The organism is Allobosea sp. Leaf344 (genome assembly GCF_001426225.1).
Lineage (GTDB): Bacteria > Pseudomonadota > Alphaproteobacteria > Rhizobiales > Beijerinckiaceae > Allobosea.
In genome coordinates this window covers 61,663-84,262 of the sequence record NZ_LMRT01000013.1, presented here as the reverse complement: position 1 = coordinate 84,262, position 22,600 = coordinate 61,663, and the positions used below count along the sequence as shown (strand labels likewise).

The window sequence follows — 22,600 nt, the reverse complement described above, 5'->3', positions numbered from 1 at the left end:
ATGTCCGTCTCCCTGGCCACCGGCCATGGCGCGGGCCCGGCTCTCGCCCTGCCCGGGCTTAGCCGGCGCCGCCGGCGCGACTGGTTCGCCGCGCCCGATTTCGCCGATCTCGCCGCCATCGCCGATTTCAACGGCGATCGCTACGCCATCCCGGCTTTGCCGGCGGAGCGGGTGCCGTCGGCCCCGGCCGCCGCGCTGCTGGCCAAGCGCGCCTGCGGCCTCGCCGAATGGCTCGAGGTCTCGACGCGCGGCGCCGGCGGCCTGCGCAGCCATGTCGGCGCCGATGGCGCCTGGCGCGCCGACCTCCCCGCCGGCATCGCCCGCTTCGACTGGAGCAATGGCAGGCGCCAGCTCGCGCTGAACGAGGCGGCCACCAACCTCCTCGCCAATGCGAGCGGCACCGGCGCCGCCGCGGGGATACCGGGCCTCCTGCCGACGGGCTGGTTCGCGCTGGCCGCGGGCCTCTCGATCGGCGTCGTCCGCACCGGTTTCGAAGACGGCATGCCCTTCGTCGATCTCCGCTATCGCGGCGTCAGCAGCGCCAATTTCGGCGTCGCCTCCTTCGGCGCCGTCACCGGCATCGCGCCCGCCTCGACCTATAGTCTCTCGGCCTATTGCCGGCTGGTCGAGGGCTCCGCCTCGCCGATCAACCTGGCCTCGCTGCGCTTCCGGTACAATCTCGCCGATGGCGCCTCGACCGACATCGCCGTCGCTTTCGCCCTCGCCGCCGGGCCGCTGCGGACCGGCCGGGTCACGGCGGCCGACAAGGTGTCGCTCGGCGCCAACGGCACCGGCAGCCTCTTCCTCCAGTTCAACTGGGCCGTGGGCGCGGCGCTCGATTTCACGGTCCGGCTGGCGCTGCCGCAGCTGGAGCTCGGCGGCTTCGCCAGCCCGGCCATCGCCACCGCGGGCGGGAGCCAGGGCCGCCCCGGCGAGGTGGCGGCGCTCTCGCCCGCGGTCGCGGCGCTGCTGCGGCGCCCGGCGGCGAGCATCGTGATCCGCGGCCAATCCATGCTGCGCGCCGATGGCGTGCTCCTCGGCCTGGACGAGCCGGCCGCGCTGCTGCGCGCCTCGCAGTCCCGCACGCAGCTGGTCTCCGATGGCGCGGCTTCGCTCGTCTCCGGCAGCGGCCGCGATCTCGCCGCCGCCTCCTGGGCCGCCGGTCTCGCCTTCGATCCCGCCGGGCGCAGCCTCGCGCGGGACGGGGCGAGCCCGGTCGGCGACGCCCATCCGCCGCCGGCAGGCAGGGGCGGCGTCTGGCTCGCCGGCGCCGGACCGGGAGGCCCGGTCGCCGATGGCTGCTATGACTGGGTCGGCATCGCCCCCGTCCGGCTGGCGGCGGGACGCCTGGCGCAGCTCTGCGTCCCGGCCTGAGCCGCGCGGCGCTGCGCCGCCAGGCCGCAGATCAGCGTTCGCGCAGGCTCAGATCCCAGCGCCGCAGCAGCGGCCCCAGCAGATATTCGCCGACGGATCTCTCGCCGGTGATCAGCAGCACATCCGCCGCCATCCCGGCCGTGAGCTTGCCGACCATCATTGTCGGGATCGTCGCCTTGTCGACCACCACCTCGGCGGCGAAATAGCTGAGCTTGCCGCCATCCTCCATGATGCGATCGCGCGAGATCGACCGCAACGTGCCCCTGATCACCTCGCTGCCCCAATAGCCGAAGCTCGCGAACTTCACCTCGGCCGTGCCGCCGGTGACGACGCGGTCGATGTCCTGCGGGTCCACCCGCGCCTTGATCACCAGCTCCTCGCTGGCGGGGGCGATGTCGAGGATCGCATCGCCCGGGCGGATCACGCCGCCGACGGTGAAATAGCGCATCTGCTGCACCGTCCCGGCGATCGGCGCGCGGATCTCGCCGCGCCGCTGCGCATCGCCGACGAGCAGCATCTGCTGGCGCACGTCGGTCAGCTGCTTGCGGACATCCTGCAGGATGGTCGATGCGTCCTGCCGGTAATCCTGCAAGACCTGCTGGCGGCGCAGTTTCAGCTCGGCCAGCCGCGCATCGAGCCGCAGCTTTTGCACCTCCCCGCCCTGGATCACCCCGGCGAGACGCACCCGCTCGCGCTCCAGCGGCGCGATCCGCGTCGTCGCCACGAGCTGGCGCTGGAAGAGCGGGCGCAGCGCGTTCAATTCCGCATCGATCTGCGCCAGCGTCTCGCGGGCCGTGCTCATATCGACCTGAACCTGATCGTAATCCTTCTGCAATTGCTGCAGCAGGCTCTCGGCGATCTGCAGATTGCGCAGCATGGCGTCGCGCCGGCTGGTGAAGAGGCGGCTCTGATCGGCGATGACCGGCGCCACGGCCGGCTCGCGGCTGCGCGCCATCACCGCCTCCGGGAAGACCAGCGCCGTCTTCGCCTCGAACTCCGCCATCAGCCTCGCCTCCTGCGCCAGCAGAATGGCGAGCTGATTGCTGTAGAGATCGCCCTGCGTATCGAGGCGGGTCGGATCCAGCCGGATCAGCACCTGATCGGCCCGCACCGTCTCGCCGTCGCGGACCAGGATCTCCTGCACGATCCCGCCTTCGAGATGCTGCACCGTGCGGCGGCTGCCCTCCGCGCTCAGCACGCCGGGCGCGATGGCCGCCCCGTCAAGCCGGGCGAAGGCGCTCCAGGCGAGAAAGCTCGCGACCAGCGCGACGATGATGATGTAGCCCTGCGCGAGGCTGCGCTGCCAGTCCAGCGCCCTGCCGAGCGCCTCCTGCGGCGCCCGCGACGGGTCCGTTTCCCGGTCCATCTCCGTCTCCCTGCTGGTCATGCCGCGACGGGGCCGCTGCTGCTCGGCCCGGGCAGCTGCTTCGGCGCCTGATAGGCGGAGAGGCGATTGATCACCTGGTCCCGCTCGCCGAAGGCGTGGACCGCGCCCTGGTTCATCACCAGGACGAGGTCGCATTGGCTGAGCATGGCCATGCGGTGCGTGATCAGGATCACGATCGCGCCTCGGGCCCGCAGCGTCTTGACGATCTCCGCCAGGCTCTGTTCGCCGGCCGCATCGAGATTGGCGTTCGGCTCGTCCAGCACATACAGCGCCGGGTCGCCATAGAGCGCGCGCGCCATCGCGACGCGCTGCCGCTGGCCGCTGGACAGCTGCTGCCCGCCCGCGCCCATCACCGTGTTGAGCCCATGCGGCAGCCGGGCGACGATGTCCTTGATCCGGGCGAGCTCGACCGCCCGGATCAGCCGCGCCTCGGTCTCCGGCCCGCCGGGCGCGAAGCGCGCGATATTCTCCGCCAGCGTCCCGGGCAGCATGTCGGCATCGGGGCCGACATAGCCGATATGGGCGCCGAGCCCGTCCTGATCCCAATGCGCCAGTTCATGCCCGTCCAGCGTCAGCGTGCCGCGCGCGAGCGGCCAGGCGCCGATCAGGGCCCGGCCGAGGCTGGATTTGCCGGCACCGCTGGCGCCGACGACACCCACGACCCGGCCGGGATCGACGGTGAACGAGATGTCGGTGATCACCGGCTGGCTGCAGCCCGGCGGCGTGACGGCGAGCCGCGTCGCGATCAGGGGGCCGGCCGGACGCGGCAGCCCGACACGCGGCGCCCGGCGCGCCACGTCCCGCAGGATCTCGTCGAGGCGCGCGGCCGCCATCGAGGCGTTCCAGATCACGCGCCAGCCATTGGCGACGGCCATGATCGGCATCAGGGCCCGCATGCCGATCAGCGAGGCCGCCAGCATCAACCCCGGGCCGACCTGCGCCTCCATCACCAGCAGCGCCCCGATGAAGATGAGCAGCGGCTGCTGGGCGTGCAGCAGGATCCGCAGCGGCAGCGCGGTGACGGCCGTGCTGCGCGCCCCAGCCTCGAAGCAGCACAGGGATTCGTCGCGCGCCGCGCCCCAGCGCCGGGCGAGGTTCGGCAGCATGCCCATCACCCGCGCGGATTCCGCGTTGCGCATCACCGCCCGCCCGAATTCGGCGGCGCGGGCGGAGGCCGACAGCGCCTTGATCACATGCGGACGCGCCAGCCATTGCCCGGCCAGCGCCAGCGCGACCTGCATCGCCATCATCAGCATCAGCGCGAGGCCGAGCAGCGGGTGCATCAGGAACGCCACCAGCAGGATCAGCGGCGTCCACATCAGGTCGAGCGTCGCGGGGATCATGCTGCCGGCGATGAAATCGCGGATCGTCGCGATATCGGCCAGTATCAGGCCCCGCGACGCCTCCGGCATCCCGTCGGTCTGGCGGTTCAGGGCGATGAAGATCGTGCCGGACACGGTGTGGTCGAAGAGATTGGCGAGGCGCTGGAGGACGGTTTCGCGGGCCATCTCCAGCAGCGACCAGGCGATCATCATGATCAGCGCGATCGCCGAGAGGGCGTAGAGCGTCATCACATTGCGGCTGTACAGCACGCGCTCATGCACCTGCAGCATGTAGAGCGAGGGCACGATGAACAGCGCCGTGATCACCCCGCTGAACAGGAACAGCGAAACCAGCGCGCCGTCGAGGCCGCGAAATTCAGCAATCAAATACTTGGCGCGATTTTTAAGCATACAGCATTAATTCCTGAACATATATTATCAGTGAGGCATGAAAATACAGGCCTATCGGGCCAACTTCTCAAATCAATACTGTATTGCCGCGCGATCGACAAATATGCGAAGAGAAGACCGGCGCCGCGGCAGGACATCGCCGCCCCTCAGCGGAGAAAAATAGCCGGAGCGACCCTGCGGCAGCTCCATCCGAGGCGGTGCCGGCATAGGAGGATCGCGATGCACGAGGTCACCGAGAGCAGCCCGCAGCCCATGCCCGTTACGGCCGAGGCGCCGAGCTGCCGGCGGCTGCTGCATGTCGGCTGCGGGCCGAAATCGCCCCACCGCCTGCACGCCGTCTTCCGCGATCAGCGCATCTGGGACGAGGTCCGGCTCGACCTCGACCCCAAGGTGGTGCCGGACATCATCTGCTCCACGGTCGACATGCGCCGCCTCGTGCCGAGCGACAGTTTCGACGCCGTCTGGTCCTCCCATAATCTCGAGCATCTCTTCGACCATGAGGTGCCCCTCGCTCTGGCCGAGTTCCGCCGGGTCCTGAAGCCGGGCGGCTACCTGCTGCTGCGCTGCCCCGATCTGCCGGCCATCCTGGCCACCATCGCCCGGACGGGGCTGGAGGAACCGGCCTATATCTCGCCCGCCGGCCCGATCGCCCCGCTCGACATGCTGTTCGGCCACCGCCCCTCCATCGCCCAGGGCAACCGCTTCATGGCCCATCACACCGGCTTCAGCGATGTCCGGCTCGGCCGCCTGCTGCGCGAGGCCGGCTTCAGCGAGGTGCTGACGCGATCCGCCGAGCATTACGATCTCTGGGCCGTCGCCTTCGTCACCCCCGGCAATTCGCAGCCGGTTCTGGCCGAACTCGGCGCGTCAGGCCTCGCCTTCACCGCGTGACCGGCCCGGCGGCGCCGCAGCCGGTTCTGCATCGGGCCCTTTCGGCCTTGCGGCTGGAGCGGGAACCGGATCTCGCCCGTGGCCTGCTGGCCGCGAGCAGCCGCGCCGCGGAGAGCGGCGATTGGCGGCTGGCCTGGCTCCTGGCCGATAGGCTGGTCCGGATCGGCCTCGCGACCGGGGAAGCCGGCCTGCTCCTGCGCGCCGCCGCCCATGCCAGGCTCGGCGATCCCGCTTCCGCACAGGCCGATCTCGACCAGGCCCGCGCTTTGGCGCCCGATCACCCCGTCCTGCTCGCCCTGGACATGCAGGGTCCCGATCCCGCTCTGCGCCGCGACGCGCTCGAACAGGCCCTGCTTGGCGCCGACGAAACGCTGTGGCACCAGGCGCTCTCCCGCCTCGCGGCCAGCGGTCACGAGACGGTGCTGGTCGCCCGGGAAGCGGATGGCGCGATCGCCATCACCCTGCACTGGAACGTCCCATCGCCTCTGCTCCTGGGCTGGAGCGACGGCGAGCGGCGCGAGGCCTTCGCGGACACAGCCGGCCAGCCGTCGCGCCACCCCGACTGGACGTTTTCGGCGAGGCTCGCGCTCGGCTGGCCCGGATCGGCGCCGGCGCTGACCTTTTTCGCCGAGGCGAAGTCCGGCAGCCCCGCTCCGCTGCGCCTGTTTTCGGCTCCGGCGATCCTCTACCCCGCCGGGGAGACCGTCGCGCCGGGCGAGCCCGTAGCGGCCGATGGCGAGGGGTCACTGCTGATCCTGCTGCCGGTCTATGGAGACAAGGCCGCGACGCTCGCCTGCCTCGACAGCCTGTTCGCTTCCGGCCTGCCCGCGGCCCGCACGCGGATCCTGGTGATCGACGATGCCACGCCCGACCCCGCCCTCGCCGCGTCCCTGCAAGGGCTGGCGCAGGATCGGCGCATCATGCTGCTGCGCAATCCGCTGAATCTCGGCTTCGCCCGCTCGATCAACCGCGGGATCGCCTGCCGGCGCGCCGAGGAGGATGTGCTGCTGCTGAACGCCGATACGCTGGTTCCGCCGGGCGCTCTCGCGCGTCTCGCAGCGGCGGTGGCGGAGCCGTCGATCGGCACCGCGACGCCCCTCTCCAACACCGGCGAGGATACCAGCTTCCCGCGGCGCTTCAGCGCCAATCCGATGCCGGATATGGCCGAGCTGGTGGTGCTCGACCGGCTGGCGCAGCAGGCCAATCCGGGCCTGCGCGTCGACCTGCCGAACGGTGTCGGCTTCTGCCTCTGTGTCCGGCGCGACGTGCTGACGGCCGTCGGTGCGCTCTCCACCGATTACGGCCGCGGCTATTACGAGGATGTCGATTTCTGCCTGCGCGTTCGCCGGGCCGGATATCGCAATGTCTGCGCGGCCGATGTCGTCGTCGGCCATCACGGCTCGCGCTCCTTCGGGCGGCAGAAGGCGGCGCTGGTCCGCCGGAACCAGGCGATCCTGGAAGCGCGCTTCCCCGATTACCGCGCGCAGGCGCGGGCCTATCGGCAGGCCGATCCGTTGCGCGAGCCGCTCGGCCGTCTCGAGGATCTCTGGCTGAAAACCCGGGCGCATCGCCTCCATCTGGTTCTGGTGCCGCCGGAGCTGCCGGACTGGCTGGCCGCGCAGATGCTGGACCATGCCAGGGCCAGGGGGCTGGAGCCGGTGCTGGGCCGGATCGCGAGGCCGGAAGGGCGGCTCGAAATCGCGCTCGACGCCATGGACCGGCTTCCCGGCAATCTGACGCTGCGCCTGCCGGCTGCCGCCTCCGCCGATCCCGGCGCGATTCGGACTCTGCTCCTCGCCCATCGCTGGGCGGGGGTCACGCTGGTCGATGATGGCAGTCTGCCGGGCGCGCTGGTCGCGGCCTGCCACAGCCTGCCGCAGGCCGTCGCCACCTCCTGCCTGGCGCCCGTGCCGCAGCGGCCAGATTGCGGCTCCCCGCCGCCCGTCGCCCCTCTCCTGCCGGATCGTGCATTGGCGCATCGTGCATTGGCATTGATCCTCGATCCCCAGGATGCGCCCTGCGGCCCGCTCCTGGCCGCAATCGGCCGGCACGATCCGCGGCTCGCCTTCGCCCTTCTCGGCGCGCAGGCCCGGGACAGCTTGCAGCTGGAGGCCCTGGCCTGGCCGGCCGGACCCGTGCCGCGGCGCGAGATCGCGGACTGGCTAAAACGGGCCGGCATCTCCGCCTGCCTCGTCGCTTCGCGCCGCTACGGGCTGGCGGATGAGCAGCTGACGGAGTGGCTCGCAGCCGGGCTGCATGTCGCGGTCTTCGACGGGTTGGCGCGCCTGCCCCGGCAGCATGGCCCGTTCCTGCGCCTGCCGGCGGATCTGCCGGAGGCGGAGATCGCGCCCGTGATCATGACCTGGCTCGGCGATCCCGCCCCGTGAACCTCTCCGGCTCAGCGCCGGAGAAGGCGCAGCAGAGGGGCGCAGCCCGGCTGGTCTTCCAGAAGATCGAGATGGCCGGGCCAGATCCGCTCCCGGAAATCGAAGCGGGAGACGACGCTGCTGCGTGCCTCGCGCCGCAGCGCCGCGAAGCGCTGCGGTTCGGACAGCGCCTCCGCCACCCGCGCCGCCAGGGCCTGCGCATCGAAGAACGGCACCAGCAGCCCGTTCACCCCATCCTCGATCACCTCCTGCACCGGCGCCGTCGCCGAGGCGATGACCAGCCTCTCCAGGGCCATCGCCTCGAGCAGCGACCAGGAGAGGACGAAGGGATAGGTCAGGTAGACATGGGCGCGCGACAGCCGCAGCAGCGCCAGATACTCCTCATAGGCGACCTTGCCGAGGAAATGCACGCGGCTCAGATCGATCCCATCGCCGAGCTCGGCGAGCATGACCGCGCGCCAGCTCGCCTGCTCGTCGGGTCGCGCGCCATAGGAGACCTCGTCCCCGCCCATGATGCAGATCCGCGCCTGCGGGCGCGCCTTCAAAATCTCCGGCAGCGCCCGCATGAAGATGTGGAAGCCGCGATAGGGTTCGAGATTGCGCGAGACGAAGGTGACGATCTCGTCACTCGGCCTGAAGCGGAGATTACCGATGAAGACATCCGCCGCATCCGCCTGCGGCAGCAGCGCGGCGGTATCGAGCCCGTCATGCAGCACTTGGATCTTGTCGCGAAAGGCCTCGGGAAAGACGCTGCGCTGCCATTGCGTCGGGGAGATCGCGACATCCGCGTCGACGAGCGCGAGCAGCGTCGCCGCATTGCGCAGGCTGATGCGGGTTTCGCCGTCGACGCCATAGCGCGGCGCCTCCGGATCGAACCCGATATCGACGCCTTTCGGCCAATAGTAGAATTCGGCATAGGCGCAGATCACCGCGTCCGGAAACAGGGCGCGCAGCGGCAGCGCCTCGCCCCAGCCGGGATGGACATAGATCAGCTGCGGCGAGAACCCCTCCAGCTTGAGCTGGGTCACGGCGTAGATGACCTGCTCGGCACGACGGCTTTCGAGATCGAAGCGGCGCGCGAAGGTGTGGACCACGGCGGAATCCACGCTCTTGAAGCTGTAGCGCTGCATCGGCACCTCGGGCAGGCCGGGCGCCATCCGGGTGCCGATCGCCCGCACGCACACGCCCTCCTGCGCCGCGAGAGCGAGCGCCAGATTGCGGAACTGCCCGGGGAAGTTGTTGTGGACGAAGAGGATCCCGAATTCGCTCATGCCGCATGTCCCGGGCCGGGCGTCTGCGCCGCAGCCTTGCCGGAGCGCGGCCCGAAATAGGTTTCGAAGGAAAACAGCGGGCTGTTGTCGAGGATCAGCGGCTGCTCGATCGCGTCGCGCAGGCCGTGGTCGAGCATGGCGAGATCCGGCATGGGCGCCGGCGCCGCGCGCTCCTCGGGACGGTCGAGGATCAGCCCGTCCGCCAGCCAGCGCCGCGAGAACAGCGAGGCCGCGGCGAGATCGAAAGCCAGGCAGCGATCGGCGGCGAGCGCCGCGGCCCTGTGCGGCGGGAGCCGGCCCAGACGCTCGCCGCTTACCACCGTCAGCCCGGCGCAGCGCTCCTGCCCGTGCTCGCCGATCGGGATCAGCAGATCGGCCGCGAGCAGCAGCCGCGCCGCATCGGCGAGCCTGGCGGCGCCGCGCTCCAGCACGCCCAGCATGCCGAGAATCGCGGCATAATCGCTCCCGGCGCTGCCCTCCGCGGAGAGCGCCAGCGCCGCCCCCTCGGCCGCGGCCGCGAGCTCGGGCGCGATTTCCACCACGCGCCGGCCCTGCACCAGCCGGCTGCGGAACGGCAGGCTGCGCAGCGCCAGCGGCCAATAGGGGGCGAGCCAGCGGCCCTCGCCACTGACCAGCGGCTTGCGGACGAAATCCCGGCCCAGCAGGCAGACCACCGCCGGGCCGGCGGGACCGAGCCGGATCGCGATCGGGCAGTGATGCGAGAGATTGAGCAGTTCGGTATCGGCGACCGGCAGGACACCCAGCGCATCCAGGCAATCCAGCCGAGGCGGGCGGCCCCAGACGCTCAGCCCCGCCGTCTCGACCGGAACGAAACGCAGCCCCCTCGGCCGATCCGGATCGCTCATGACGCCAGCGCCTCGCCGGGGCCGGAATCCGGGAGCGCCGCGGCCTGGCGTCGTGCCGCCTGGAGCAGCGCATTCACCCGGAACAGCGAGGCGCGATGCAGCGACAGGCACAGGCCGGCCATCGCGCCATGGGCCGCGATGATCTCCGCGAGCTCCGGATGATGCAGCCGCGCCGCCGAAACGACCTGGAGATCGTCGATGCGGACCCTGCGGCCGTCGCCGATCTCGAAATCCAGCGTCCATGGCTCCAGCAAACCGGCGGCGTCGATATCCCGCGACAGCGCGGCGCTGTCATTGAGCGCATGCGCCAGCCCGACCGCGCGCCTGGCCCGGATCAGCGCCGCGCGGCTGAGATGGCCATCGGCCATCAGCAGGGGCGCCCCGACATCGCTCGGCCTGTCGGCGATCACATCGTCGAAATGCAGCTGCTGCCGCGCGATCGCCTCCGCATCCGGAAGGATGATCGGGAAGCACTGCAGCAGCAGCGGCAGCGCGCTCTCCTGCGTCGGCACATCGGCGGGATGACCGAGGCCGCCCGGTAGCAGACTGCGCAGCACGCCGAGCACCGGCGCTCCGCCGCTGCGCCGCCAGCACAAAGGGTAGAACCGGGCCATGCCGAACCCTTCCTCGCAGGCGACCGGCGCGAATTGCAGATCGCGCACGGCCTTGTAGGCGCCCTGCGCGAAAATCCGCTGATGGCCCGTGAGGTGGGAGATCAGCGTCGGCCGCTCATAGAGGCCCGGAGCCGGTTCGCTCATCTCCCGCCTCCGCGCGCGCGGCGGCCGATGCCTTCGCTCTGGCGGGCAAGCGACAGCGACGACCCCGCACCGCAACGCGGCGATGCGGACTGGCGGACGCGCTTCGCGGCCGCCGATCTCGCGCCATGCCGCCGGCTCGCGGCCGCGCCGCCGGGCGCCGCCATCAGGCGAGACGGACTGGTCACTAGGGCTGCTTGAACAGGATCTGCTCGATCGAGGAATAGGTGACCGTGTCGCCATTGGCGAAGGTCAGCGTGCCGGAGCGCGCGGAGGCGTCTCCGGAGACGAGCTCGGAAGCGAGATGATCGATGTAGAGCGTGTCGGCGCCGCTGCCGCCGCTGACGGTATCCTCGCCGATCGCACCATGGGTCGCCATCAGCTTGATCGTATCGGCGCCGCTACCGCCCTCGATGCTGTCATTGCCGTCGCCGGCGATGATGGTGTCGTTTCCGGAGCCGCCGATCAGCACATTGTCGCCGCCGGTCGCGGTGATGTGGTCGTCGCCGGTGCCGCCATCGACGGTGTCGTCGCCGAGCCCGGCGAGGATGGTGTCGTTGCCGTCTCCGCCGACCACGGAATCATTGCCGGCGCCGGCATTGATCGAGTCGCTGCCGGTGCCGCCGAACAATGTGTCATTGCCGTCGCCGCTGAGGATCGTATCGTTGCCGGCGCCGCCGATGATCGAGTCATTGCCCGCGCCGCTGTCGATCCAGTCGCTGGAATCGCCGCCATCGATAACGTTCTCGCCGTCTCCTGCATGGATCACGTCGTCGCCGGAGCCGCTCTTGATCGTGTCGTTGCCCTGCCCGGCCTCGATCGTGTCCTGGCCGGAGCCGCTGTCGACCGTGTTGTTGCCGTCACCGACCTTGAAGATGTCGTTGCTGGAGCCGGTCGAGACCAGCTTGTCGTCGCCGCCGCCGGTGACCACCAGCCCCTTGTCGAGCGAGTTGAGATTGACCACCACGCCGCTCTGGCTGGTGAAGACGACGAAGCGATCCTCGCCCCGCAACGACACCGCGCCGGTCGGCGAGGATTTGACGATGATGAGCTCGGCCGGCACGTTCATATTGCCATTGCCCTCGACCACCGTGGCGACGACCCCGCTGCCGCCCGGAGAGGCGGCGCCGAAGGCACCCAGCGCGTTGAGCGCGCCGAGAACCGAATCCTTGGTGGCTGTCGCGAGCCCGAATTTGCTCAGCTCATCGCCCAGTTGCGGCCCGGTATAATAGGTCACGACGCAGTTCCTCGATCGTTCGACAGGGGTTGAATGGCGGGAGAGGCCGGAGCCATGGCGGGCTGCGCCCGGAAGATCCGGACGCGGCTGTTGGATTCAGGCCGGGGCGGAAGCTGGGGCGCTTTCGGCGGCTCGGCGGGCGCTGGGCCCGCCGCGCCCCGCTCCAGCGGCGGGCGGGCCGGCGCCGCGATCGCCTGCGGCAGGCGCACCAGCGACAGGCGCAGTCCGAGCAAGGGCTCGTCCCCGCTACCGGCGAGCGTGATCCGCCGCCCGGCGCGCGCCACGATGGCGGCACCGAGGAACAGCGCCTCGCCACGCAGGATGTATTGGTCGGCGAGCGCGCCGGACAATGCGAAGGTCACGCCCAAAAGCGGCGTCGCCCGGCCCCGCGTGCCGACGAAGGAGCCGAGCGGATGAGGCGCCGTGACCTTTCGCCCGCGCAGATCGACGATCGCCGAACTCAGAATGTCGAGCCCGGCCAGCGGTTGCGCGAGGCGCAGTTCGAAGCCTTCGATGGCGAGCGGCAGGCCGGGGCCGCACACCCAGCCGCCATCCTCCACCAGCATGTCGCCGCGCCGCGACACATGCGCCAGGACGGCGACCGGCATCGACAGGATCAGCGGTTTGGCCGCTGCGGGCGCAGAGCCCGGATCGGCGCTGGACGGGACGGGGCCGGCCGGCTCCGTCACCATCACGTCCATGCCCAGTCTGACCACGATATCGCGCGCCGCGGGTGGCGCGGCGAGCGAGACCAGCACCGTCCCGCCCGCATCCGACTGCAGGGCGACGCCGGGAGATCCGGCGGCGAGCACGATGGCGGCGGAACCCGACACCCTCCCGGTAAGGAAACCGATCGCCGCCTCCGGGCCCGCTTCGATGCTGATCGCGGGCGCCTCCGGCTCGGCGAGATAGCGCAGAATGACGGTCCCGGCCGGAATCCTGACGGGTTCGCTCGCGCCATCCGCTCGCACTGTCACCGCCATCTGCAAAACCATTCGCCCCGCTCTGCCGCGACATCGCCGAACGGCCCGCGAAGGACCGCGGCCGCGACGTCGGTGAAGACTTTTCTTGTGCTTCACTGCGACAGTACCGGTTGCAGTGCAGCGACTTGGTATCACGCGCTTAACCTATGGTAAAGTATGAAAATAACAATTATACTGGCATGGTGAATTCAGTGAGAGGACTGACTATTATACAATTCGCATGCATGATTTCGCAAAGATATTCGGATAGTCGAATTGTGTCGGCCAAGGATTCTACCTTGGACAAAAATCGGAGCGAATTGCGCAGCATCGACAATCCTGCATTACGGCACCATGCCGCCGCAACTCTCAGATGTCAAAATTAAACTCAGCAAGCTACGGAATAAATCGAAGTTTTATTTTATAAAACGGTGCAAAATCGACAATACTGATGTAATCATCGGTCGATTGCGCATGGGCGTGCATCGGTCGCGCAGTCGCGGCAACGGCAATCGAGGTGCCGGGGTTCGCATCCGCCGGAAGGGGCCGATGCCCTCCCCCTCACGCGGTCGCCGGAAACTCACCACGAGCGGGTCGTCGATGAAGTCAAAACCAATCTTCGTGAAGCCGGCCGGCCGCCTCATCGACCGGGAGACGGTGGCCTGGTACGACGTGACCTTCCGGGAGATGATCGACACCTATTACAACACCGGCGATATCGCGGTTTATGAATCGACGCTCCGGCTTCTGGATTACGATCTCGGCAGATCGCATCTGCTCAACATCGATCTGGAGCGGGATGCCGCGCTCGACCGGTCCGATGCCGGCCATGATTATATCTGCCTGCGCGGCTCCAACTACATCCATGAAGAGATGGATTGGGGCCATTTCGGCGCCTGGATCGAGCGGCTCGACCTGCCCGTCCTGTGCATCGGCGTCGGCGCCCAGGCCGCCACGCGCCGGCGGATCATCTTGCCGCCCGACGGATTGCGGATCTGGAAGCTGATCTCTGACCGCTGCACCTCGATCGGCGTCAGAGGCACGTTCACCGCGGAGGTGCTGAACGACAACGGCATCAAGAACACCGAGATCGTGGGATGCCCGACCCTCTTCCGCAGCCGCAACCCCATGCTCGCGCTGCGCGCCAAGCCTTTCGCCGAGATCGCGACCGTGTCCTTCAGCATCAGGCGCGAGACGGACCACAGCTATACCACGGATATTCCGGCCTTCCTCGGACGGCAGAGGGCCATCGTCGAGCGGCTGGCCGGGGCCTACGACCTCTATCTGACCGCGCATGGTGAGATCGAGGAGAAGATCCTCTTCCACAAGGATCCCAAGCGGCTGGCCGAGGCCTATGCGACCTTGCGCCAGCAGCATTGGTTCGCGGGCGAAGACAGCCTCATGCAGCGGCTCTACGAGACGCGGCTGTTCTTCACCGGGGTGGTGGGGCATCTCGAACAGTTCATGCACAGGATGGACGCCACCATCGGCTACCGCGTCCATGGCGTGCTGCCGGCCTTGGCGCAGGGCATTCCAGCCGTGCTGCTGGATTATGATGCGCGGTCGGCGGAGCTGGCCGAGACGCTCGACGTGCCGCTGATCACCCCCCAGGAGGCGCTGGACCTGCCCTTCGCCGAGATCTTCAGCTCGGCCCGGTTCCTGCGCTTCGAGCGGCATTACCCCGCCCATTACCTGCGGATGAAGCGCTTTCTCGAACGCAACGGCATCGCCCATCGGATGTAGGATCGCCGGCCGGCGCTCTCGCCCGGCCTGCCTTCCTCCGCCGTCAGGCGCCGGGACGCGCCGCCGCCTTGTCCGCCAACGCGGCCGCGACGGCCTGCAGCTGCTCGTGCTGCGGCATGGCCGCCATCGCCTCCTGCGCCAGCCGGCACGCCTCGTCCCGGCGCTCCAGCTCCAGGCAGAGTTCCGCCAGCCAGATCATCGTCCAGCCATGGCGCGGCTGGGCAGCGAGGGCGCGGCGATAATCGATCTCCGCCTCGGCATGGCGGCGCAGCGCGTGCAACGTGCGCGCCCTGTGCAGGCAGATGAAGAAATCGCCGGGGAAGAGCCGTTCCCCCGCCTCAAAGAGGCGCAGCTTGCGCTGCGGGTCGCGCGCACGGGCGGCCAGCGCGCAATAATGGCGCGGCGAGCGACGGCTCGCCCGCCTGAGCTCGAAGCGGAAAGCCGCCTCGTCGAAAGAACCCCGGATCAGGCTGAGCACGGTCGGCTTCAGCATCCCGATCCCGTGCAGGAATTCGCTGGCCGGATGCGAGGCCCCGTCCACGGGGATCAGCCGCACGCTCCGTTCCCGCGCGATCGCCTCGCCATGAATCCCGTCGACATGCCGGGGGTCGAACAGCACGAAGGCCTCGGCCCGGGACGGGAATTCCGCGAGATCGTCGCAGCAGTAGCTCAGCTTTCGCCCGATATGCAGCCAGGTCTTGTCAAAGGCCGATTTCTCCGGATCGATCGAATATTGCGGGGACAGCGCGATGACGACGTCGCTGCGCGTCAGCCCCGCGAACATCAGCGCGGCATAGGCGCCCATGCTCGACCCATAGGAGACACGCCTGTCGTAGAGCCGCAGCACGGGCTCCAGCACCACGTCGAGATGGCGCATTTCGGGGTGCTGGTACCAGGCGTTCTCGGCACAGGTGATGTGGATCGCCGCAAGGCCCTCGGCTGAAAGAAACGCTTCGGCGAAACCGGCCCGGTCTTTGCGCGGCTGCTCGCTCCAATGCATGAAGGTGATCACCATGGTGCCGAAGTCGCGCCCCGGCACATAGCGCATCCGCAGCTGATGCGATTCGAAAAGGATCCGGCCCATCGTCAAACCGGTCGCGACGAGGCCCGTCGCGGTCGCTGACCGGCTGAGCAAGCCGCCGCAGCTATGGCGATGCCGGCGCGCCCGCTCCTGCCGATCGCACTCATCCTGACGCCCCCCCCACGTAGACTATGGAATTACGCCAATAAAACACAATAACCAAACCGATCAAGCGATATAATGCGCCTAATAAGGATCAATTATGCAATTCAATAATGTAGAAACTCGGAAATTATCGTCAAAAAGCGACATATTACTTTACGGAATAAACCCAGCGTGCTTTTGTCGGTTCGGTTCGGACGAGAGGGGCGGCATGTTTCGCGGGGCGATCGAGTATATCGGCGAGGATACGGTATCCGGGTGGGTCTATTCCCCGGACGCAGCGGTGAAGGGCCGGGTTCTGCTGGCTTTCGCCGGCGACGAATGCGTGGGGTCCGGCAAGGTCGCGACATTGCGGCAGGATCTGAAGGAGGCCGGGCTCGGCGACGGGTATTGTGGCTTCAGCTTCGCCCTGCGGCCGCGGGCCGAGACCGAGGCCCCGATCACGATCCGCTTCGAGGGGACCGATGCCGTGCTGCTGCCGCCCGACAGCGATCTGGTGCGCCGGCTGCAGCCGCCCCGGCTGCTCTCCCAGGAGGAGTTCGAACTGCGCCTGGCGCAGCTCGACTGGCAGAGCGAACACGCCGTGCTGAAATCCTCCGAATTCGTCCTGCTGCGCGATCTGCTGACGGCCGGCTATTGCAGCCGCGACCTGCCCGGGACGGGCCAGGGCGCGAAGCTGCTGGAGGAGGCGCTCGGCGCCTACCGCGCCATCCTCTCGCTCGCCATGCAGGCCCATGTCGACGTCACCTCGCTGACCTCCGACGGCAATCTGATCGCCAGCCTCGGCCGCGTGCCGGAACATGGCGGTTTCGCCCCGATCGTGGCGCTGGTCTCGGAGGCGGGCCTGGCCCTGAAGGTCAGCCGCGCCTCGCACCGCAAGCCGGCCGACGATGGCGAGGGGGCGGCCAGCCCCGTGGTCCCGGTGAAGCTGCGCGGCCCGCGGATGCTGCTGCTGGATTCCCGCCTCTCCATCCTCGAGGTGCTGTCGGAGAAGGGGCCGACCCATCTGCTCGTCGGCCGGCTCAAGCGCTGAGCCGGGGCGCCTCATGTCGCGCGGGCGCGCCGCTTCAGGCTGAGCCGGCCAGCGCCGCCGGCGGCGCCTCGGCAGCGACCTCCGCCGAGAAATGCAGCTGCGCCTTCAGCGGCAGATGGTCGGAGGCGACATGCGCCAGCGCCGTATCATGCACGGTGATCCGCGCCACCAGCGATTCCGGCGCGGTCAGGATCCGGTCCAGCGACCAGACCGGGAAGCGCGAGGGGAAACTGGCGACGCTGGAATTCATCGGGCCGAAGCGCGGCGCCAGCGCCTGCAATGACGAGCGCGGGCCCAGCCGCCATTCGTTCAGATCGCCCATCAGCAGCACCGGGCGCCCGTCGGGCGCGTCGGCGGCGGCGAGCAGCGCCCTGATCTGGCTGGCGCGCGAGCGGCGCAGCAGACCCAGATGCGCCGCGATCACCCGCAGCTTGCGCCCCGCCAGGCTGAGATCGACGACCAGCGCGCCGCGCGGCTCCGCACCGGGCAGCGCCAGCTGATTGACCGATTCGACCCCGCCATTGCGGATCAGGACCAGATTGCCCCGCCAGCCATGGCTGGCCCGGGTGCCGCTGACGTCGACCGGCCGCAGCCCGCATTCCCGCTCCACCGCATGCAGGTCGAGCAGGCCGGCGCGATCGCCGAAGCGCTGGTCCACCTCCTGCAGCGCCACCAGATCGGCATCGATCTCGCGCAGCACGGCCATGATCCGCCCCGGCGCGAAGCGGCCATCGACCCCGACGCATTTATGGATGTTGTAGGACGCCACCAGCGCCGTCGCCGGCCCTTGCGGCGGCTCCGGCGCCTCATAGAGCTTGCGCTGCTGCCTCAGCGTCGAGGTCATCAGCGGACCCAGCGTCTTCTCGACCCGGGCGAAACGGCGTTTCCGAAGCATCAGGACTGGGGCCTCCGAGGATCGCCGCCACTCCCTGCCATGGCAGAGGCGGAGTTGTCGATTGGGCCGTCCGGCCCTGGCTCGCCCGGGTCCCGACCGGACGACGCGAGCCTGCACACAACGCCCGTCCCGGCAGATCGTTGCCGGCGGCGATCGCATCCTGACGCACGACCCGCATAGGCGTTCGCGAAGCGCCGTATCGCCTGCCGCCCCGTGCGGCGCAGGGTTGATTCCCGCCCTCGCGACGAACACATCCAGAGCGGGCGCGTTTGTCCCTCGACCCGAGAGAACAGCCGCCCTTGATGCCGGAATGATGAACGCCGTCCTGATCCTGCTCTCCTGTGCCGTGCTGTTCGGCCTGGCGTCGTTCGCGGCGACCTATTCCTATGGGCATTTCGCCAGGCGCGCCCGCGGCGCCCCCTCCCATGCGCTGCCGCTCCGGCCCGACCAGACCTTGCTCGACGACGCCGCCACCCGCCTCACCGCCGGCCGGGACGGCCAGAACGGGCTCGCGCTGCTCTCCGACAATCTCGACGCCTTCGCCGCCCGCGCGATCGCGGCGCGCAGCGCCGGGCGCAGCCTCGACCTGATGTACTACATCTGGAAGAACGATCTCACCGGCCGGCTCCTGGCCCATGAGATCGTCCAGGCGGCCGATCGCGGCGTGCGCGTGCGCATCCTGCTCGACGACATCAACACGCGCGGGCTCGATCGCAGCTATGTCGCGCTGGACAGCCACCCCAACATCTCGATCCGCCTGTTCAATCCCAGCCGCGCCAGGCGCAACGGGTGGAAGCGTGGCGTCGAGATGGTGCTGCGCGCTTTTTCGGTGACGCGGCGCATGCACAACAAGGCATGGATCGCCGATGGCCGCTGCGCCATCATCGGTGGCCGCAATATCGGCGATGAATATTTCGCCGCCGCCCGCGCCTCGAATTTCCGGGATCTCGACCTGCTGCTGCTCGGCCCCGCCGTCCAGCAGACCGAGACGATCTTCGATGCCTATTGGAACAGCGCCTATGTCATCCCGATCTGCGCGCTGGCGCGCTGGCGCCTGCCGCGGATCAAGCGCTTCCGGCGCAGGCTCGCCCGCCTCGCCACCGGCCCCAGCGCCGAGCCCTATATGGCGCGGCTGCGCGAACACGTCTCCCTGTCCGAGCTGATCGATCTGGCGGAGCGGCTGCACTGGACGGATGAGGTCGAGATCCTGTCGGACCCGCCGGAGAAGGCGGAGGGCGAGAAGCAGGCCAATTGGCTGATGGCGCAGCTGCTGCCGCTGATCCGCGCCGCCGAAAGCTCGGTCGCGATCACCACCCCCTATTTCATCCCCGGCGACGAGGGTGTGAGGCGGCTGGTCGAACTGGTCGACAAGGGGGTGGATGTCGCCATCCTGACCAATTCGCTGGCCGCGACCGATGTCGCCGCCGCCCATGGCGCCTATGCCCATTATCGCGAGGCGCTGCTCGCCGGCGGGGTTCGCCTCTACGAGCTGCAGCCCTATGCCCGCAAGCACGAGATCTCGGCCTTCGGCTCCAGCGGCGCCAGCCTGCACACCAAGGCCTTCACGATCGATGCCCGCACCGGCTTCATCGGCTCGCTGAATTTCGATCCGCGCTCGGCCTCGGTGAATACGGAGATGGGCGTGCTCTTCGCTCAGCCCGATCTCGTCGAGCGCATGCGCGAGCTGTTCAGGCTGGATACCGACCCGCGCGCCAGCTACGGCCTGACGCTCGAGAAGCCGGGCGGGCTGCGCTGGCACGGGCTGCGCGACGGCCGCGCCCGGCACTATGCCAGCGATCCCGAGGCCGGCCTTGCCCGCCGGTGCTTCGCCTTCCTGATCGGCCTGCTGCCGATCCAGTCTCAGCTCTGAAGATTGCGCCGTCCGCGGCCCTCAGCCCCCGCGGCTGCTCTCGAAGTACGCCGCATTGGGGCAGAACTCCGGAGCGCGCTGCGCCTGGCAGTTCTCCTCCAGCCAATGCCCGCATTGCTGCGCCGCCGGGCACCACAGGCAGCGTCGGCTGGCGGCGGCCAGAGCTTGCGGGTGGGCCGCGGCCTGCCCGGGCTCCAGGCCGATGCGATCCATCATCGCGCCCATCAGCTGCGCCTGGCGCGCGAAGCGCCGCCTGATCCATCCCTGCATCATTCCCTCCCTCGTCGACCGCCCCAGCTTGGCGGCGGCGCGTGAGGCCTGCATTGCGCCAGCGCAAACCGACCATCGCGATTGGAAAAAGCTGCTGAACGGTCCCTTCACTGATTTTCATGACATCGGGTCGACCGCGCCTACGCATTGGATGTAGAGTCGTAGAATGTTTGCTGCGACGACTGGTTCAGCTTTCGTTTGGACAGGGGCGAGAACCAGACAATTCGTTGCAATGAAAACTGAGAGATAGTGCCGTACTATAGTATATCTATGTATTTTATGCTGGTCTGGGGGCGTTATTGGGAATGTCTGAGCCGTGCAAGGCAGAGAGTACCGATACTGGTCTCGCAGAGTTTCTGCTCGATGCCGTAACGGATGCCGCTCTCGTAATATTGGACAGCGCCGGTCGAATCATCGACTGGCGGGCGGGCGGAGGCGCCTGGAGCGGCTGGACTGCCGACACGGTGCTCGGCAAGGCCGTGACTATCTTCTATGCAGCGGAGGATATTGCGGCCTCCCAGCCAGCGCGGGAGCTCACCTGCGCCCGGGAACAGGGCCGCTACCGGGGCACGGCCGACCGGCTGCGCAGCGACGGCACGCGCTTCCCGGCGATCGTGACGATCACCGCCCTGCGCGAGCCCGGCGGCGCGATCCGCGGCTATGCCATGGTCATCTGCGATATCGGCGAGCGCCTCGCGGCCGAAGGCGCGCTGCGGGCCCGCGAGGCGCATCTCATCTCGATCCTGGAGACCGTGCCCGACGCGATGATCGTCATCGACGAACAGGCCAAGATCCAGTCCTTCAGCAAGGCCGCGATCCGCCAGTTCGGCTACCAGCCCGAGGAGGTGGTCGGCGCCAACATCAAGATGCTGATGCCGGAGCCCTATCGCAGCCAGCATGACGATTACATGCACCGCTACCGCGCCACCGGCGAGCGCCGCATCATCGGCATCGGCCGCGTGGTGGTCGGCCAGCGCAAGGACGGCTCGACCTTCCCGATGGAGCTCTCCGTCGGCGAGATGCATTCCGGCGGCGAACGCTATTTCACCGGCTTCATCCGCGACCTCACCGAACGCCAGCAGACCGAGACGCGGCTGCAGGAGCTGCAATCCGAGCTGGTGCACATGTCGCGCTTCACCGCGCTGGGCGAGATGGCCTCGACCCTGGCCCATGAGATCAACCAGCCGCTGACCGCGATCACCAACTATCTCAAGGGCTGCGGACGCATCCTGCAGCGCATGGAGGGCGAGTCCGTGCCGCTGCTGTCTGAAGCCGTCGGTCATGCCGCGGAACAGGCTCTGCGCGCGGGGGACGTCATCCGCCATCTCCGCGAATTCGTGGCGCGCGGCGAAAGCGACCGCCAGGTCGAGCATCTGCCCAAGCTGATCGAGGAGGCGAGCGCGCTCGCCCTGGTCGGGGCCAAGGAAAAGGGGGTGCGCGTCATCTTCGAGCTCGACCCCGAGGCGCCGCTCGTTCTCGCCGACCGCATCCAGATTCAGCAGGTCATCCTCAATTTGATCCGCAACGCCATCGAATCGATGCAGGACGGGCCGCAGCGCGAGCTGACGGTGACGTCCCGCGCCATCCCTGCGGAAAGGCTGGTCGCGGTCAGCGTCTGCGACACCGGTGCGGGCATCGCGCCGGAAGTGGTCAACCGGCTGTTCCAGCCATTCACGACGACCAAGAAGACGGGTATGGGCGTCGGGCTGTCGATTTGCCGCACCATCGTCGAATCGCATGGCGGCAAGATTTCCGCTCACTCTCGGCCCGCGGGAGGTACGGTCTTCACCTTCACCCTGCGTGCGGTGTCCCCGGAGGAGCTGGCCAGTGCCGAATGAGATCATTGTTCACGTCGTCGATGACGATCTGGCCGTCCGGCAGTCGCTGGCCTTCCTGCTGGCCTCGGACGGGATCCCGGTCTGCCTGCATGAATCCGCTCTGTCCTTTCTCGACGCGATGCCGGACGCTGCCGCCGGCTGCATCGTCACCGATGTCCGCATGCCCGGAATGGACGGCATGGAGTTTTTGCGGCGCCTCAACGCCCTGAATTTCGCCTGGCCGGTGATCGTGATGACGGGGCATGCCGATGTGCCCCTCGCCGTCGAGGCGATGAAGGAGGGCGCGGTCGATTTCGTCGAGAAGCCCTTCGATGACGAGCTGCTGCTGACCACGATCCGCCGCGCGCTGGCGAGCCAGGCCGAGACGGCCGCCGCCAGCCACCAGGCCGGGGAGCTGCGCGCCCGTCTCGACGCGCTGTCCGAGCGCGAGGCGCAGGTCCTGGCCGGGCTGGTCGCCGGCAAGGCCAATAAGGTGATCGCCTTCGATCTCGGCATCAGCCCGCGCACCGTCGAGATCTACCGCGCCAACGTCATGACCAAGATGCAGGCGGGAAGCCTGTCCGAACTGGTCCGGATGAGCCTGCAGGCGCAGGCCGCTCAAGGCCAGCGCAACGCGGGCTGAGGACGAGCTCCGCTTTCGCTCCAGTTGAGCCAGATCAAGGCCGCGTGGCTCGCCCTTCTGCTAGCTCAGGCCGATCGCCCGCTGCAGGATCTCCGCAATGCCGCAGTCACGCGGACTGGTCATCGTCGTCGAGGACGACGCGGCCGTCCGGAAATCCCTGAAATTCGCCCTCGAAATGGAGGGGCTGACGGTGCGCGCCTATGAAAGCGCGGCCGCGCTCCTCGCCGTCGGCGATCTTCCGGCGGAGGGCTGCCTGGTGATCGATTACTACATGCCGGCGATG

At 68.7% G+C, this 22,600-nt stretch carries 18 protein-coding genes and 1 pseudogene; 9 read left to right on the top strand and 10 right to left on the bottom strand.

Features of this window, described 5'->3' with window-relative positions; all coding sequences use genetic code 11:
* The gene (locus ASG72_RS09040; protein ID WP_056711311.1) at positions 1 to 1,374 is read left to right on the top strand and encodes a hypothetical protein; all 1,374 of its coding nucleotides are present in this window, start codon (positions 1 to 3) and stop codon (positions 1,372 to 1,374) included.
* A gap of 31 nt (positions 1,375 to 1,405) precedes the next feature.
* Here ASG72_RS09040 and ASG72_RS09035 read toward each other — a convergent pair whose 3' ends face one another.
* Both ASG72_RS09035 and ASG72_RS09030 read right to left on the bottom strand, forming a co-directional pair.
* Positions 1,406 to 2,740 carry an HlyD family type I secretion periplasmic adaptor subunit gene (locus tag ASG72_RS09035; RefSeq protein WP_056711309.1) on the bottom strand — a complete coding sequence of 445 codons (1,335 nt, stop codon included), beginning with the start codon at positions 2,738 to 2,740 and terminating at the stop codon, positions 1,406 to 1,408.
* A gap of 17 nt (positions 2,741 to 2,757) precedes the next feature.
* Positions 2,758 to 4,470 carry an ATP-binding cassette domain-containing protein gene (locus ASG72_RS09030; protein ID WP_056711307.1) on the bottom strand — a complete coding sequence of 571 codons (1,713 nt, stop codon included), beginning with the start codon at positions 4,468 to 4,470 and terminating at the stop codon, positions 2,758 to 2,760.
* 243 nt (positions 4,471 to 4,713) lie between these two features.
* Between ASG72_RS09030 and ASG72_RS09025 the strand changes: the two genes are divergently transcribed.
* Together ASG72_RS09025 and ASG72_RS09020 are read left to right on the top strand one after the other, a co-directional pair.
* The gene (locus tag ASG72_RS09025) at positions 4,714 to 5,385 is read left to right on the top strand and encodes a class I SAM-dependent methyltransferase (protein ID WP_056711305.1); all 672 of its coding nucleotides are present in this window, start codon (positions 4,714 to 4,716) and stop codon (positions 5,383 to 5,385) included.
* The gene (locus ASG72_RS09020) at positions 5,382 to 7,772 is read left to right on the top strand and encodes a glycosyltransferase family 2 protein (protein ID WP_056711303.1); all 2,391 of its coding nucleotides are present in this window, start codon (positions 5,382 to 5,384) and stop codon (positions 7,770 to 7,772) included. Before ASG72_RS09025 ends, ASG72_RS09020 begins: the two co-directional genes overlap by 4 nt.
* Before the next feature lie 11 nt (positions 7,773 to 7,783).
* Here ASG72_RS09020 and ASG72_RS09015 read toward each other — a convergent pair whose 3' ends face one another.
* The 5 genes from ASG72_RS09015 to ASG72_RS08995 all read right to left on the bottom strand — a co-directional run bounded on the left by ASG72_RS09015 (position 7,784) and on the right by ASG72_RS08995 (position 12,884).
* Positions 7,784 to 9,043 (bottom strand): glycosyltransferase, encoded by a 1,260-nt coding sequence (locus ASG72_RS09015; protein WP_056711301.1) that lies wholly within the window; start codon positions 9,041 to 9,043, stop codon positions 7,784 to 7,786.
* Positions 9,040 to 9,909 carry a SapC family protein gene (locus ASG72_RS09010; RefSeq protein WP_056711299.1) on the bottom strand — a complete coding sequence of 290 codons (870 nt, stop codon included), beginning with the start codon at positions 9,907 to 9,909 and terminating at the stop codon, positions 9,040 to 9,042. The genes ASG72_RS09015 and ASG72_RS09010 overlap by 4 nt, the downstream gene beginning before the upstream one ends.
* Complete coding sequence (locus ASG72_RS09005; protein ID WP_056711297.1) at positions 9,906 to 10,667, bottom strand: SapC family protein; 762 nt, start codon at positions 10,665 to 10,667, stop codon at positions 9,906 to 9,908. The genes ASG72_RS09010 and ASG72_RS09005 overlap by 4 nt, the downstream gene beginning before the upstream one ends.
* 184 nt (positions 10,668 to 10,851) lie before the next feature.
* Positions 10,852 to 11,901, bottom strand: coding sequence for a calcium-binding protein (locus tag ASG72_RS09000; RefSeq protein WP_056711295.1), 1,050 nt, complete (start codon positions 11,899 to 11,901; stop codon positions 10,852 to 10,854).
* Positions 11,898 to 12,884 (bottom strand): hypothetical protein, encoded by a 987-nt coding sequence (locus ASG72_RS08995; protein WP_056711293.1) that lies wholly within the window; start codon positions 12,882 to 12,884, stop codon positions 11,898 to 11,900. The genes ASG72_RS09000 and ASG72_RS08995 overlap by 4 nt, the downstream gene beginning before the upstream one ends.
* Positions 12,885 to 13,463: 579 nt before the next feature.
* Here ASG72_RS08995 and ASG72_RS08990 point away from each other — a divergent pair.
* Positions 13,464 to 14,606 (top strand): polysaccharide pyruvyl transferase family protein, encoded by a 1,143-nt coding sequence (locus ASG72_RS08990; protein WP_162246222.1) that lies wholly within the window; start codon positions 13,464 to 13,466, stop codon positions 14,604 to 14,606.
* Between the two features lie 43 nt (positions 14,607 to 14,649).
* Here ASG72_RS08990 and ASG72_RS08985 read toward each other — a convergent pair whose 3' ends face one another.
* The gene (locus ASG72_RS08985) at positions 14,650 to 15,690 is read right to left on the bottom strand and encodes a hypothetical protein (protein WP_156395877.1); all 1,041 of its coding nucleotides are present in this window, start codon (positions 15,688 to 15,690) and stop codon (positions 14,650 to 14,652) included.
* Positions 15,691 to 16,000: 310 nt separating this feature from the next.
* On the opposite strand from ASG72_RS08985, the gene ASG72_RS08980 reads away from it, so the two are divergent.
* Positions 16,001 to 16,822 (top strand): hypothetical protein, encoded by an 822-nt coding sequence (locus ASG72_RS08980; RefSeq protein WP_056711287.1) that lies wholly within the window; start codon positions 16,001 to 16,003, stop codon positions 16,820 to 16,822.
* 34 nt (positions 16,823 to 16,856) lie between these two features.
* On the opposite strand, the gene ASG72_RS08975 is transcribed toward ASG72_RS08980, so the two are convergent.
* Positions 16,857 to 17,717, bottom strand: coding sequence for an endonuclease/exonuclease/phosphatase family protein (locus ASG72_RS08975; RefSeq protein WP_244488752.1), 861 nt, complete (start codon positions 17,715 to 17,717; stop codon positions 16,857 to 16,859).
* 313 nt (positions 17,718 to 18,030) lie between these two features.
* Between ASG72_RS08975 and ASG72_RS08970 the strand changes: the two genes are divergently transcribed.
* Entirely contained in the window at positions 18,031 to 19,587 is a 1,557-nt protein-coding gene (locus tag ASG72_RS08970) for a phospholipase D family protein (RefSeq protein ID WP_056712510.1), read from the top strand.
* 21 nt (positions 19,588 to 19,608) lie between these two features.
* Here ASG72_RS08970 and ASG72_RS08965 read toward each other — a convergent pair whose 3' ends face one another.
* Positions 19,609 to 19,857, bottom strand: coding sequence for a DUF6455 family protein (locus ASG72_RS08965; protein ID WP_210168557.1), 249 nt, complete (start codon positions 19,855 to 19,857; stop codon positions 19,609 to 19,611).
* A 305-nt stretch (positions 19,858 to 20,162) separates the two neighbouring features.
* Here ASG72_RS08965 and ASG72_RS08960 point away from each other — a divergent pair, with 305 nt between their 5' ends.
* The 3 genes and pseudogenes from ASG72_RS08960 to ASG72_RS21260 all read left to right on the top strand — a co-directional run.
* On the top strand, positions 20,163 to 21,695 hold the full coding sequence (locus ASG72_RS08960) for a PAS domain-containing sensor histidine kinase (protein WP_056711281.1): 1,533 nt from the start codon (positions 20,163 to 20,165) through the stop codon (positions 21,693 to 21,695).
* Entirely contained in the window at positions 21,685 to 22,317 is a 633-nt protein-coding gene (fixJ, locus tag ASG72_RS08955; RefSeq protein ID WP_056711279.1) for a response regulator FixJ, read from the top strand. Before ASG72_RS08960 ends, fixJ begins: the two co-directional genes overlap by 11 nt.
* 97 nt (positions 22,318 to 22,414) lie before the next feature.
* Positions 22,415 to 22,600: pseudogene (locus tag ASG72_RS21260) on the top strand (response regulator); the annotation flags it as partial.